The sequence below is a fragment of the Streptomyces sp. NPDC004788 genome, assembly GCF_053601115.1.
Window position 1 is genome coordinate 20,857 of record NZ_JBSGBF010000085.1, and the last position, 13,891, is coordinate 34,747.

10 protein-coding genes are annotated in these 13,891 nt (G+C 73.5%); 7 read left to right on the forward strand and 3 right to left on the reverse strand.

The features are described from left to right. Nucleotides 1-12: 12 nt before the first annotated feature. Nucleotides 13-1,374 carry an MFS transporter gene (locus tag ACWEJX_RS29105; RefSeq protein ID WP_451610389.1) on the forward strand — a complete coding sequence of 454 codons (1,362 nt, stop codon included), beginning with the start codon at nucleotides 13-15 and terminating at the stop codon, nucleotides 1,372-1,374. Nucleotides 1,375-1,552: 178 nt separating this feature from the next. Further along, nucleotides 1,553-2,380, forward strand: coding sequence for a DUF1826 domain-containing protein (locus tag ACWEJX_RS29110; RefSeq protein WP_451610390.1), 828 nt, complete (start codon nucleotides 1,553-1,555; stop codon nucleotides 2,378-2,380). Here the strand turns inward: ACWEJX_RS29110 and ACWEJX_RS29115 are convergent. Next, nucleotides 2,316-3,272 (reverse strand): hypothetical protein, encoded by a 957-nt coding sequence (locus ACWEJX_RS29115; protein ID WP_451610391.1) that lies wholly within the window; start codon nucleotides 3,270-3,272, stop codon nucleotides 2,316-2,318. The two genes, ACWEJX_RS29110 and ACWEJX_RS29115, sit on opposite strands and share 65 nt — an antisense overlap. A 104-nt stretch (nucleotides 3,273-3,376) precedes the next feature. Between ACWEJX_RS29115 and ACWEJX_RS29120 the strand changes: the two genes are divergently transcribed. Together ACWEJX_RS29120 and ACWEJX_RS29125 are read left to right on the forward strand one after the other, a co-directional pair. After that, nucleotides 3,377-4,738, forward strand: a complete 1,362-nt coding sequence (locus tag ACWEJX_RS29120; protein WP_451610392.1) for a 2OG-Fe(II) oxygenase — start codon at nucleotides 3,377-3,379, stop codon at nucleotides 4,736-4,738. Next, nucleotides 4,735-6,921 carry a sulfotransferase family protein gene (locus ACWEJX_RS29125; RefSeq protein ID WP_451610393.1) on the forward strand — a complete coding sequence of 729 codons (2,187 nt, stop codon included), beginning with the start codon at nucleotides 4,735-4,737 and terminating at the stop codon, nucleotides 6,919-6,921. Before ACWEJX_RS29120 ends, ACWEJX_RS29125 begins: the two co-directional genes overlap by 4 nt. Nucleotides 6,922-6,938: 17 nt before the next feature. Here the strand turns inward: ACWEJX_RS29125 and ACWEJX_RS29130 are convergent, their stop codons facing one another. Both ACWEJX_RS29130 and ACWEJX_RS29135 read right to left on the reverse strand, forming a co-directional pair. Next, nucleotides 6,939-7,865: an aspartyl/asparaginyl beta-hydroxylase domain-containing protein gene (locus ACWEJX_RS29130; RefSeq protein ID WP_451610394.1), complete on the reverse strand. Its 927-nt coding sequence runs from the start codon at nucleotides 7,863-7,865 to the stop codon at nucleotides 6,939-6,941. Further along, nucleotides 7,862-8,626 carry a polysaccharide pyruvyl transferase family protein gene (locus ACWEJX_RS29135; RefSeq protein ID WP_451610395.1) on the reverse strand — a complete coding sequence of 255 codons (765 nt, stop codon included), beginning with the start codon at nucleotides 8,624-8,626 and terminating at the stop codon, nucleotides 7,862-7,864. The genes ACWEJX_RS29130 and ACWEJX_RS29135 overlap by 4 nt, the downstream gene beginning before the upstream one ends. 120 nt (nucleotides 8,627-8,746) lie before the next feature. Between ACWEJX_RS29135 and ACWEJX_RS29140 the strand changes: the two genes are divergently transcribed. The 3 genes from ACWEJX_RS29140 to ACWEJX_RS29150 all read left to right on the forward strand — a co-directional run bounded on the left by ACWEJX_RS29140 (nucleotide 8,747) and on the right by ACWEJX_RS29150 (nucleotide 13,805). Beyond that, nucleotides 8,747-9,442: a hypothetical protein gene (locus ACWEJX_RS29140; RefSeq protein WP_451610396.1), complete on the forward strand. Its 696-nt coding sequence runs from the start codon at nucleotides 8,747-8,749 to the stop codon at nucleotides 9,440-9,442. 10 nt (nucleotides 9,443-9,452) lie between these two features. Beyond that, the gene (locus ACWEJX_RS29145) at nucleotides 9,453-12,827 is read left to right on the forward strand and encodes a pyruvate carboxylase (protein ID WP_451610397.1); all 3,375 of its coding nucleotides are present in this window, start codon (nucleotides 9,453-9,455) and stop codon (nucleotides 12,825-12,827) included. Between the two features lie 207 nt (nucleotides 12,828-13,034). Beyond that, on the forward strand, nucleotides 13,035-13,805 hold the full coding sequence (locus tag ACWEJX_RS29150) for an alpha/beta hydrolase (protein WP_451610398.1): 771 nt from the start codon (nucleotides 13,035-13,037) through the stop codon (nucleotides 13,803-13,805). Nucleotides 13,806-13,891: the final 86 nt, after the last annotated feature.

The following is a 13,891-nucleotide window of genomic DNA, read 5'->3' on the forward strand; positions in this document are numbered from 1 at the left end:
GACGGAGTCACCATGGCCCACGCCCTCGCGGGGGACCCGGCGGACGCGGCGGACGCGTTGGGGTCGGCGGCCCCGGCGGACCAGACGGGCCCGGCAGAGCCGACGGGCTCGGCGGATCAGACCGACCCGGCCCGCGAAGACCGGGCCGCCGTCTTCGCCGAGCCCAGCCTTCCGGTCGCACCCGGCTGGACGGCAGGCCTCTCGCTGGCCACGCTCGCCGTCTTCATGGCCTTCATGACGCCCATCCAGATTCTCCTGCCGCTCCAACTGGAGCACATCGACCCGCACGCCAAGAACGCCGCGCTCTCGCTCGTCACCGGCCTCGGCGCACTCGTCGCCGTGGTGGCCAATCCGCTCGCCGGCGCCTGGTCGGACCGGACCACGAGCCGCTTCGGCCGCCGCAGGCCCTGGATCCTCGGCGGCGCCCTCGCCGGGGCGGCGGGGCTGGCGGTCACCGCCGCGCAGCACACCGTCGCCGGGGTCGCCGTCGGCTGGTGCCTCGCGCAGGCCGGCCTGAACGCGATGCTCGCCGGCGTCACCACTCCCGTCGCCGACCGCGTGCCCCTCGCCCAACGCGCGCAGGTCTCCGGCTGGACCGGCCTCATGCAGTCCTTCGGCCTGGTCCTCGGCGCGCTGATCACCGCCCTGCTGATCACCGGCGTCCGCTCCGGCTACGCCACCCTCGCCGTGCTCACCGTCGCCCTCTCCCTCCCGTTCGTGCTGCGCCACGGCGAGCCCGCGCTGCCCCGCGAGCTGCGCCCCGCCTTCGACGCCCGCGCCTTCGCCCGCTCGTTCTGGGTCAGCCCCCGCCGGCACCCCGACTTCGGCTGGGCCTGGCTCACCCGCTTCCTGATCAACCTCGGCAACGCCCTCGGCACCCTCTACCTCTTCTACTTCCTCGCCGACGCCGTCCACTACGGCGACCCGGGCACCGGCGTGCTGATCCTCACCGTGGTCTACACGCTCTGCGCCGCGGTCACGGCCATCCCCGTGGGCGTCCTCTCGGACCGGGTCGGCCGCCGCAAGCCTTTCGTCGTCGCCTGCTCCCTGGTCATGGCCGCCGCCGCGCTGCTGCTCGCCCTGCTCCACACCTGGCCGTCGGCCCTCGCCGCGGCGGCGGTCCTGGGCGCCGGCTACGGGATCTACCTCGCCGTCGACCAGGCCCTGGTCACCCAGGTCCTGCCGGAGGCCGCGGACCGCGCGAAGGACCTGGGCGTCATCAACATCGCCAACTCCGGCCCCCAGGTCCTCGCTCCCGCCATCGCCACCCCGCTCATCGCCCACCTCGGCGGCTACACCGGCCTCTACACCGCGGCCGCCGTGGCCACTCTCGCCGGCGGCCTCCTCGTCCGCCGCGTCCGCGGGGTCGCCTGAGCCGTCCCTCGGAACGGTGTCGGGCATGTGCCGCTCGGATGCCATGCCGCCCCCGTACACCCCGAACGCCCCGTACGCCCCCGTGCCGCGGTCCGCGTCTCGGCCGAACGGGTTCTCGCGCTCCCGGCCCCGCCTGTCGGGCCGGGATCCGGCCCGGGCCACGACTACGGTCCCGTCCGTGGTCCCCATCGACGAGGAGACGTTTCCCAGCGGTGTCCTCCGCGGGGACACCGCACAGGACATCGCACGACTGTCGGACCCCGGCCCGACCGCCGTCATCCTGACCCGGGACGAACGTCCGGGCTGGCTGGACGAGTTGGCCGAGCTGGTCGTCGCGCGGCGGCTCGTCATCGCCCGCACGACCCTGAGCGCCGTATCCCCCGACGAGTTCGCCGACTGGGCCCGCACGGCCCTGGCCCGTACGGACGGGGCCGTCGCCCGTGCGCTGCTCGACGACATGACGGGGATCGTGGAGCAGGTGACGGCCACGACGCGGGTGCGGCGCGTGATGGTGCGGGTGTTCACGGAGGCACCCACCCGCCGCTGCGGGTTCCACGTCGACACGGTTCCGCCGCAGGCGCCCACGACCGGTGCCGTACGGGTCTACAACGGGCCGACGACCGAGTACGTGGCGTGTGACGACGTCCTGAGCATGAAGGACTTCTACGCCTATCTGTCCCGCCGGGAGCGGATCGCGCGGGAGGCGGGGGCCGGGGCCTGCGGTTCCTATGACGATGCGGCGGCCGGCGCGGCGTCCGGGTCGCTGGTCGCCATGGACGAGACGCCGTCGTTCCTGCGGCCGCGGGCCCCCGTGCACCGGGTGCCGCCGGACGCGACCGTCTACTTCCGGCACATCGACGTGCGACGGCACTGGTCGCCGCATCCCGTGACGGACGCGTGGATCCACCGGTCGCCCATGGCGGGCCCGCCGCGGCTGGTCCTCAACGTGTCCCCGGCGCAGCGGGTCGCGGCAGGTCCCGGTCGGGGGCCAGCAGCACATGGCTGAGGGCCGGAAGCGAGGGGTCGAGGGCGCGCAGCAGCCGGAGCACCCGGGCGCCCGCGCGGGCCGGCCCGTGGTGGGCCATGAACCAGGACCGCGGCCGGCCCGTGCCGCCCACCGCCTCCAGAACGGCGGGCACCACGTCGTCCTCCCCGTCGAAGAACACCCCGGTGAACGGGTTGACGTACTGCCATCCGCCGAGGATCGCCCGGTTGACGACGACGGGCACGTCCAGGCAGAGCGCCTCGGCGAGCACCCGCGGCGACGCGTCGAGAACGGCCGGCACGAACAGGCAGCGCGCGGCCGAGATCACGGCGAGCAGCAAGGGCCACTCCAGCGGTCCCGTCAGCGTGACGCCGGGCGGCGGCTCCGCGCCGGGCGGAGCGTCGACGACCAGGATCCGCAGGCCCTCCTCGGCCAGCCGGCGCAGGCAGCGGGCGGCGAGCGGCCAGTTCTTGGCCCGCTGCCGCCAGGGCTCCGCACCCGACACGTGGACCACGTCCGCGACCGGTTCCGGCGGCAGCGCCCCGGTGGCCGGGCCGAGGCGGACGCGGCGCGGGTCGACGCGCAGCGGGTCGGTGAAGTCGGACTCGCTCACCAGGCGTCGCGGCCTGTTCGGCGGCAGGTAGCGGTCCGGGTCCCGGAAGCAGTGCAGCCACGCCTCGCAGAGCAGCCCGTAGTCGCGCTCGTCACGGAACTCCGCCCCAGGGAAACCCAGGTAGCTCGTGGCGCCGACGAAGCGACAGCCCTCGGCGGCGAGCCGGCTCAGGCGCGCGTGCTGGGCGTGCGTGACGACGGGAGCCCGGACCACCACCCAGGGCAGCGCCTCGCCACCCGGCCCGGTCACCCGCAGAAACGGCGCACCCGAGGCGTGGTCCGCAGCCGAGGCGAAGTCCACCCGTCGTCCTCCCGCACAGGCCGCCCATGCCCCCCATGCCCGACGGGCCGCGGGGGTCGCACATGCCGCACCAGGACCGACCCGGCGACACGACAGGAGAGGCCATGACCCAGCCCATCAGACGCGACTTCTACACGGATCGCAACGGCGCCACGCGGATCGAGATCTTCGACGAGCTCAGCGACACCGCGAAGGCCGCCCTGTACGCCTTCTTCCGGCGGACGGGCGCACCGCACCTCATGGAGGAGGTGGTCCTGCCGCAGTTCCACGACGGCGATTCGCAGATCTTCGCCGCGGTCCGCGACCGGCCGTGGCCGCCGTGGGGCCTCGGCGCGCGCAACATCGTCGCGGTCCTGCAGACGCACCTCGTCTCCGACGGATGCTGGGGGCTGAGCCCGGTGCACGTCGCCGACGAGGACCTGACCAACACGGGGCTGCATGCCGCCCTGTACAAGGAGGCGCTCGAGACGCTGGCCGTCGACCCCGGCGCCCAGGTGCACTACCTCGTCGCCGAGGAGTCGAGGCTCGTCGACCTGGCCATGCGCCGCGCCGGCTTCGAGCGCACGGAGGACGTCTTCCTCACCGAGGCGGCGCGCTATCTGACGTACCGCGCACCGGCCCGCGAACTCCTGAAGAACCTGGGCCTGGCCGGCGCCGACTCGGTCGACGTGCTCGCGGGCGCGGTCGACGACGACGTGTTCGAGCGCAACGCGGCCTTCCACGGGACGGTCTACCTGGGATCGCGGGCGGAGTGGACCGTGGACCGGGTCTCCGTCGCGTCGGAGATCGCCCGGCTGGTGCGCGGCGGCCATTACAGCAAGCCGGCGGGCGTGCCGACGGGCACCGGACGGTACGAGAGGGACGTGATCGACGAGGTCGCCCAAGGCGTACGGGAGTTCCTCACCGCCGCGGAACAGGACGACCTCCTCCGGTACGTCCTCGACCGGGAGTCCGAGTTCAAGGCGGCCACGGTCCAGCCGCGCGGGCCGGGCTCGGCGGTGGTGGACGAGCGCGTACGCAGCAGCTCCGTGCTCCACGATCTCGGCGGTTTCGAGGAACTGTTCACGGAGCGCATCAAGGAGCAGCTGGAGGCGGTGCGTTCCCGTCTCGGCTTCCCGGCGTTCCCGCTGGGCCCCATCGAGCTCCAGGTGACGGCCAACGGCGACCGCGACTACTTCGGCATGCACCGTGACAGCGACGACGGGGACACCCGCGAGCTCACGTTCGTCTACTTCTTCTCCACCGAGCCGCGCCAGTTCTCCGGAGGGGAGCTGCGTGTCTTCGAGACGGTCGTCGAGGACGGGCGGATCGTCCCCACGGACCGCAGCCAGACGATCGTGCCGCGCGCGAACCTGGCCGTCTTCTTCCCGAGCAGACACGACCACGAGGTGCTGCCGGTCCGCGTGCCGAGCAAGGCGTTCGCCGACAGCCGGTTCAGCGTGACCGGCTGGATCCACCGGGCGTGAGCGGCCGACCGGACGGGCGGGGCGAGGTCCTTGCGTGGTCCATGGTGGGCCACGTGGCGCTCCCGTCCGGCACGGCGAGGCGGGCCGCGCGCGAGAGCCACCACGGCCCCTTCCCCGACGTGCCGGAGCTGCTGGCCCGCGCCGTGCGGGCCGACGCCCGAGGAGTACGGGCCCGTTACCTCTTCGCCTCGGCGGCCGCGGCCGCCGAGTTCTCCGCGCGCTCGGCGAGCCGGGACACCGCGCTGGCCCGGCTGGGTACACCGGTCACCGGAGCGGTACGAGCCGTCCCGGCGGCCCCGCTCGCGGCCGACCCGCTCGCGGCGCCCGTCATCATCGTCTCCCCGCCCCGTTCGGGCAGTACCGCGCTGTTCGACGCCCTGGCCCGCGACCCCGCCCTGTGGACGGTCGGCGGCGAGAGCGAAGGCGTGATCGAGGGCGTGCCCGGACTCCATCCGGCGGGCCGTGGCTATGCCTCGCACGCGCTGGACGCCGAGGACGCCGGGGCCTGGGGAGGGGCCGTGCGGGCCGGTTTCCTGGCCGAACTGCGCGACGAAGGAGGAAGCCGCGGGCCCGGGAACGGCGGTCCTGGGGCCCAGCCGCCGCCCCGGCTCCTGGAGAAGACCCCGGAGAACAGCCTGCGGCTGCCCTTCCTGCTGCGGCTGTTCCCCGACGCCACCGTCGTCCATCTGCGCCGCGAAGCCCGTGACACGGTGGCCAGCATGGTGCGGGCCTGGACCCATCCGGGCTTCGTCAACATCCCCGACCTGCCCGGCTGGCCACGTCGGGCCTGGCACCTGCTGCTGCCACCCGGCTGGCGCGGCTGGGCCGGCGAGGACCTCGCGCGGATCGCGGCCCGGCAGTGGGCCGCCGCGGTGGAGGCGATCCTCGACGCCCGCGAGCTCTGGCCCGCCGACCGCTGGGTGGACGTCGACTACGCCGAGCTGCGCGGCGCACCCGCCCGTACGCTGCGGTGGCTGGAGTCGGTCCTGGGTCTGCCCGCCGGGGCCCAGGGCCGGGACCTGCCGCTGTCGGCCACGACGATCAGCCCGCCGCGCCCCGGCAAATGGCGCACCACACCCGGCTTCGACCCGGCGGCGCTCGACGCGGTGACGCACACGCTGCGCCGCCTCACGAACGGACGCACCACGATGCCCCAGAGATCCCGCACGGCCCGTCCCACCCCCGTCACTTCCCCGGACGCTCCCCGCCACAGCCGAACCTTCGCCTGCTGGCTTCACGAGACGGACCCCGGCGAGGTCCCGTACCCCGGCGAGGTCCCCGACCCCGGCGAAATTGCGGACCTCCGTGCCGGCGAGGGCGACGGGGACCGCACGGTGCTCGATCCCGCGGTGGTGCTCCAGACAGGCGTCACCATCCCCCTGAGCATGGCGCGCCGGACCCGCTTCCGCGACCGCTTCCTGCCCGGCCGCCCCATCCTGTGGACCGACGAACCCGAGACCGGCGCCCTCGTCCCGTACTGGGTGCGGTTCGAGGACTTCTGGGCGCTGCGCGAGCTCACCCCCGGCCGCCCCCTGCCGCCCGGCTTCCCGGACCCGCTGCGCGCCGCCCTCGCCGGAGCCGGTGCGCTCGGGACGGCGGAGACGCGCGTGCGGCGGACGGCGCGGGCCGACGCGGTTCAGGCCGAAGCCGCCGAGGAGTTCGCGCGCACGGACGTCTGCGGGATGGGCCGCCTCGTACGCCCCGGACACCGCGAGGCGCTGCTCGACTACTACGAGCGGCTCATCGCTGAGGGCTCGTGGCCGCTCGGCGACGCGCAGGTGAAGGGCCGGTACGGCTGGTACAACGAGTCGTTGTCGCGCTTCTTCCACCACCAGTTCGGCGCCCTGGTGGGCCGCCTCGCCGGCCGGCCGGTGCGTCCGTCGTACTCCTACGTCTCCGCGTACCGCGGCGGCGCCGTCCTCGACCGGCACGTCGACCGCGAGCAGTGCGAGTACACGGTGTCCCTGCTGCTCGGGGAGTCCGGACCGGGGATCCCGGGCGGCTGGCCGCTGCTCCTCGACAGCGCCCAAGGACAGCTGTCCCTGGTGCAACGCCCCGGCGAGGCCGTGCTCTTCAGGGGCACCCGGGTGCCGCATGCGCGCCCGCCCCTGCCGGACGGGAGCACCCACACCTCCCTGTTGTTCCACTACGTCCCGGCCGAGTTCTCCAGGACCCTGTACTGAAGCGGCAGCCGACCCGGCTACTGCGGGTCGAGGAGGCCGACGTGCCGGGCCTCGGCCTCTCCGACCTGGGGCGCGATCCGCTCCCAGCGGGTGACCGTCCGCCGGCCCGTCGGCCGCACGCCTTGTGCCCGGGTACGGGTGAAGCCGCCGGGTACCGCTCCCGTACCGAACATCACCTCCGCCGCCGCGGCGGTCACCAGCATGTCCCACACGAGGTGGACGCGGTCCGTGGCCCCGGCGTTCGCGGCCGCGTGCACACAGCCGTGGTTGACGAGGTAGACGGTTCCGGCCTCCAGATGGTGCACGTCGCCGTCGAGCAGCAGCGTGGCCCCCGCGCCGGTGACCAGCGGCAGATGGAAACGGGCCCGCACGCCCACGGACCCGGTCCGCGACCGCACCACGCTGTGTTCCTCGTGCGGTTCGAGGGCGGCCCCCGGACCGAGCACGTTGACCCGGAAGTTGACCAGGTGCGGCAGCGCCCCGGCCAGCGCGGACAAGGCGGGGTACCGCGTGCGGTCGTGGAAGCGTTTGCCGAAGCAGGACAGGTCGTGGTCCCTGGAGAAGTCGTCGCAGCGGCCCGACGCGTTGAGCAGGCTGAACTGCTCCACCCGACCGCGCGGACCGGCCCAGGCCGTCACATGGCCCGGGGCGCCCGCCAGCGACGGGGCGTGCACCGCGCGCAGCCGCTCCACCTCCGCGACCAGCCTCCGGAGCGTCGGGGCGCCGGCGGAGAACAGCCGCAGGCAACGAATGCCGGGGCGGTGGTAGTTCGCGTCCCGGATGCCGCGCAGGACGGGCAGCGGATCCGTAGCGCCGCCGTGCTCCCCGTCGTGGTCCCCGTCGTGGTCCGTGCGGTGTTCCCCGTCGCGCTCCCCGTCGTGGTCCGTGCGGTGGTTGCCGCCGCCGTGACTGTCGCCGTGACTGCCGCCGTCGTGGTCGGTCATCTGAAGGGACACCTCTCAAGCAGGAGGTCCAGGTCGGGGAGGTCCGACGGGAGCGTCGCGAAATCGGCCAGCGCGACCGGATCGAGGCCCGCGCCGACGGGGCCGACCGACACCGGTGGCGGTACCGGCACTCCGACGGAGAGGAAGTAGTCGTGGAACTTGCTGTCGTCGCCGCTGGGCAGGTCACGGAAGCTGATCCAGACGGCGGGGATCCCGTAAGCGTGGCTGAGGACGACGCCGTGGAGGCTCGACGAGGCGACCAGGCGGGCACCCGTCAACTGCTCCACGACGTCCTCGACGCCGCCCTGCACGTCGACGAGCCGCCAGCGCTCCGGAACGCCGAGCCGGGCCCGGGCCTTGTCCGCGAAGTGCGGGACGACCGCGAGCCGGCCACCCGCCCGGACGGGACGGCGCGGCAGGAACCTCGGCACGAGCAGCCCCGGGTCGCCGTAGACCGGGGGACACATCGCGCCCGAGCGCAGCGCCGCCTCCCGGGTGAGGGGCCCGCGGACGGCGAGCAGTTCGGCCCCGGGATCCACGTACTCACCGGCTTCCATCACCCCGGCTCCCCACACCACGCAACCCGGTCGCGCGAGCGCGACCACGCTGCCCGTGACGAAGTGTTTGCGGCCGGGCGCGTGCGGAGCGACCCATCGGGCCGGGGCGCCGGAGATCCTGCGGATCAGCCACGGAGTGAGCCGGTCACCGACGTTGCCCTGGCTGGGCGCCCGGCACCAGAAGGCGGGTACGGTCTCGGACACGTCGGTCACTGTAACCAGCGGACCGCTCTGTTCATCCGTACCTACCACCGGGATGTCACCTGGCTGAGGTACGCCCTGGCGGCCATCGAGCGGTGGTGCCGCGGCTTCTCGGAGGTCGTCGTGGTCACGCCGCGCACCGGCTCGGGCGCGGTGCGCCGGGCGGTCGGCGGCGACGTACGGCTGACGGTCTGTCCGGACTACCGGGACGACTACCTGGGGCAGCAGGTGAGCAAGCTGTACGCGGACGAGTTCACCGACGCCGACCTGATCTGCCACGTCGACTCGGACGTCGTCTTCACCCGTCCTGTCTCGCCCGCCGACCTGCTCGACGCCGGCCGGCCGTGGATCGTCCGCCGGGCGGTCTCCCGGCTCGGCCGGCACCGTCCCTGGCTCGCCCCGACGGAGGAGTTCCTGGGACGTCCGGTCGCCTACGACTTCATGCAGCAGCCGCCCTTCACCTACCCGCGGTGGCTCTACCCGGAAGTGCGCGCGCTGTCCCTGGCGCGTCACGGAATCCCGCTGGACCGCTACGTGGCGGGCCGGCCGCCGCGGGGCTTCTCCGAGTTCAACGTCCTGGGCGCACACGCCTATGCCGCTCACCGCACCGAGTTCGCCTGGTACGACGCGGACGCCGACGCCGAAACGGACTCCGACGCCGACGCCGAAACGGACTCCGACGCCGACGCCGGCGCCGAAACGGACGCGGTGCGCGTACGACGGCTGTGCCGGTGGTACTGGAGCAGGGGAGGCATCGACGCGGTCCTGCGTCGCGAACTCCAGGAAGTCACCGGTGGGTACGCAACGAGGCAGCGGTGAAGGGAGCAGGATGTTCCGCAAGGTGCTGGTGGCCAACCGCGGGGAGATCGCGATTCGCGCGTTCCGCGCCGGCTACGAACTGGGGGCGCGCACCGTCGCCGTGTTCCCGCACGAGGACCGCAACTCGCTGCACCGGCTGAAGGCCGACGAGGCGTACGAGATCGGGGAGGCCGGGCACCCGGTGCGGGCGTACCTCTCCGTGCCGGAGATCATCCGGGCGGCCCGCCTGGCCGGCGCCGACGCGGTCTACCCGGGCTACGGCTTCCTGTCCGAGAACCCGGAACTCGCGCGGGCGTGCGAGGAGGCGGGCATCACCTTCGTCGGCCCGGACGTCCGCACCCTGGAACTGACCGGCAACAAGGCGCGCGCCGTGGCCGCCGCCCGCGCCGCCGGCGTACCCGTGCTCGGCTCCTCGGCCCCCTCCACCGACGTGGACGAACTGGTCGCCGCCGCCGAGCACATCGGCTTCCCCGTCTTCGTCAAGGCCGTCGCGGGCGGTGGCGGCCGGGGCATGCGGCGGGTCGAGGACCCGGCGACCCTGCGCGAGTCGATCGAGGCGGCGGCCCGTGAGGCCGAGTCCGCCTTCGGCGACGCCACCGTCTTCCTGGAGAAGGCCGTCGTCGACCCCCGTCACATCGAGGTGCAGATCCTCGCCGACGGCGAGGGAAACGTCATCCATCTGTACGAGCGCGACTGTTCCGTGCAGCGCCGCCACCAGAAGGTGATCGAACTCGCGCCCGCCCCGAACCTCGACCCGGCCGTCCGGCAGCGCATCTGCGACGACGCCGTGCGGTTCGCCCGCCGGATCGGCTACCGCAACGCGGGCACCGTGGAGTTCCTCCTCGACCGCGACGGCAACCACGTCTTCATCGAGATGAACCCGCGCATCCAGGTCGAGCACACGGTGACCGAGGAGGTCACCGACATCGACCTGGTGCAGTCCCAGCTGCGCATCGCCGCCGGCGAGACCCTCGCCGACCTCGGCCTGACGCAGGAGTCCGTCGTGCTGCGCGGCGCCGCGCTGCAGTGCCGCATCACCACCGAGGACCCGGCCAACGGCTTCCGCCCGGACACCGGCATGATCAGCGCCTACCGCTCGCCGGGCGGCTCCGGCATCCGGCTCGACGGCGGCACCACCCATGCCGGCACGGAGGTCAGCGCCCACTTCGACTCGATGCTGGTCAAGCTGACCTGCCGGGGCCGGGACTTCCGGGCCGCCGTCGGCCGGGCCCGGCGCGCGGTCGCCGAGTTCCGCATCCGGGGCGTGTCCACCAACATCCCCTTCCTCCAGGCCGTGCTCGACGACCCGGACTTCCAGGCCGGTCACGTCACGACCGCCTTCATCGAGCAGCGGCCGCACCTGCTCACCGCCCGCCACTCGGCCGACCGCGGCACCAAGCTGCTCACCTACCTCGCACACGTCACCGTGAACAAGCCGCACGGACCGCGCCCCGAACTGGTCGCCCCGACCACCAAGCTGCCCCGGCTGCCTGCCGGCGCGCCGCCGGCCGGCTCGAAGCAGCGGCTCACGGCGCTCGGCCCGGAGGGCTTCGCACGCGGCCTGCGCGAGTCGCCGACCATCGGCGTCACCGACACCACCTTCCGCGACGCCCACCAGTCGCTCCTCGCCACCCGGGTCCGCACCAAGGACCTGCTCGCCGTGGCCCCGGCCGTGGCGCACACCCTGCCGCAGCTGCTCTCCCTGGAATGCTGGGGCGGCGCCACCTACGACGTCGCCCTGCGCTTCCTCGCCGAGGACCCCTGGGAGCGGCTCGCCGCCCTGCGCGAAGCCGTACCGAACATCTGCCTGCAGATGCTGCTGCGCGGCCGCAACACCGTCGGCTACACCCCGTACCCGACCGAGGTGACCGACGCCTTCGTCCAGGAGGCCGCCGCCACCGGCATCGACATCTTCCGGATCTTCGACGCGCTCAACGACGTCGACCGGATGCGGCCCGCCATCGACGCCGTACGGGAGACCGGCACGGCCGTCGCGGAGGTCGCGCTCTGCTACACGTCCGACCTCTCCGACCCGGCGGAGAAGCTCTACACCCTCGACTACTACCTGCGGCTCGCCGAGAGGATCGTCGCCGCGGGCGCCCATGTGCTCGCGGTCAAGGACATGGCCGGACTGCTGCGCGCCCCCGCCGCGGCCAGGCTGGTCTCCGCGCTGCGCAGGGAGTTCGACCTGCCGGTGCACCTGCACACCCACGACACCGCGGGCGGCCAGCTCGCCACCTACCTCGCGGCGATCCAGGCCGGCGCGGACGCGGTGGACGGCGCCGTGGCCTCCATGGCCGGCACCACCTCGCAGCCCTCGCTGTCGGCGATCGTCGCCGCGACCGACCACTCCGACCGGCCCACCGGACTCGACCTGCAGGCGGTCGGCGACCTGGAGCCGTACTGGGAGGGCGTCCGCAGGATCTACGCCCCCTTCGAGGCCGGCCTCGACTCGCCGACCGGGCGCGTCTACCACCACGAGATCCCCGGCGGGCAGCTCTCCAACCTGCGCACCCAGGCCGTCGCACTCGGCCTCGGCGACCGCTTCGAGGACGTCGAGTCGACCTACGCCGCCGCCGACCGGATGCTGGGCCGGCTCGTGAAGGTCACGCCGTCGTCGAAGGTGGTCGGCGACCTCGCGCTGCACCTCGTGGGCGCCGGGGTGGCGCCCGAGGACTTCGAGGCGGCGCCGAACCGGTACGACATCCCCGACTCCGTCGTCGGCTTCCTCCACGGCGAACTGGGCACCCCGCCCGGCGGCTGGCCGGAACCCTTCCGCACCAAGGCCCTGCAGGGCCGGGCCGGCCCCAAGCCGATCCAGGAGCTGACGGCGGAGGACCGCGAGGGCCTCGCCAAGGACCGGCGCGCCACGCTGAACCGGCTCCTCTTCCCCGGCCCGACGAAGGCGTACGAGGCACACCGCCAGGCGTACGGCGACACCAGCGTCCTCGACAGCAAGGACTTCTTCTACGGGCTGCGCCCCGGCAAGGAGTACGCCGTCGACTTCGGGCCCGGCGTGCGGCTCCTCATCGAGCTGGAGGCCATCGGCGAGGCCGACGAACGCGGCATGCGCACCGTCATGTCCACGCTGAACGGCCAGCTGCGGCCCATCCAGGTACGGGACGACGCGGCGGCCGCCGACCTCCCGGTGACCGAGAAGGCCGACCGCTCCGACCCCGGCCACGTCGCCGCGCCGTTCGCGGGCGTGGTCACGCTCGCGGTCGCTGAGGGCGACGAGGTGGAAGCCGGCGCGACGGTGGCCACCATCGAGGCGATGAAGATGGAAGCCTCGATCACGGCCCCGAAGAGCGGACGGGTGGCACGCCTCGCCATCGCCCGGATCCAGCAGGTGGAAGGGGGCGACCTCCTCGTAGAGCTCGCCTGACGGGCTGAGACGGGCGGTGGCGGGAAAAGGGTTTGAAGGGGCGACGATCAAGGGGGTAGTTTGCAGTCGACCGTGAAACCGCCCGAGGAGGTGAGACCCGTGAACGCTGTATCGACGTGGGTGCTCCCCCTTTTCCTCACGGCCGGCGACTGACCCAGGTGTCGCCGGGAGCGCCTCGACCACCAGGCACTCCCGAAAGGCGACACCATGCACTCTTCCTCTCTCCGCTTCACCGCCGAGTCCTCCTCGAACGGCGTGATCGAGCGTGACTTCACCGTGGGCGACGTCCCCGGTGTCCTCTGGTCGCCCGACTCCGGCGCGGCCGATGGCGCGCCGCTGGTCCTGATGGGACACGGCGGCGGCAACCACAAGAAGCACCCCGCGATGGCGGGCCGGGCCCGGCTCCTCGTGAACGGCTGCGGCTTCCACGTCGCCGTCATCGACGCGCCCGGTCACGGCGACCGGCCGCGCACGGCGCACGACGAGGCGGAGATCGCCGAGCTGTTCCGGGCGAGGGCGGCGGGCGAGCCGGAGGGCCCGGTCGTGGTCCGCTACAACGCCCACCTGGCCGAGCGTGCCGTGCCCGAGTACCGCGCGCTGCTCGACGCCCTCCAGGAACTCCCGGAGATCGGCGCGGACGGACCGGTCGGCTACTGGGGCATCAACATGGGCACCGCGATCGGCATCCCGTTCGTGGCGGCCGAACCGCGGATCACGGCCGCGGTCTTCGGCCAGCACTGGCCCGACGTCCTGGCCGAGCAGGCGAAGCGGATCACCGTGCCGGTCGAGTTCGACCTGCAGTGGGACGACGAGCACATCTCGCGGGAGGAGGGCCTCGCGCTGTTCGACGCCTTCGCCTCCGAGGAGAAGTCCCTGCACGTGAACTCCGGCAGGCACAAGGAACTGCCCCGCTTCGAGGCCGACAGCGCGGTCCGCTTCTTCGCCCGGCACCTCGGCCGAGCGGGCACGGCGGCCTGACCCGAGCTGTTGCGGCGCCCGGCCTGCCGAGGCCGAGGCCGGGCACACTGGTCGGCAACTATGTGACCTCCCTCGACATGGCGGGC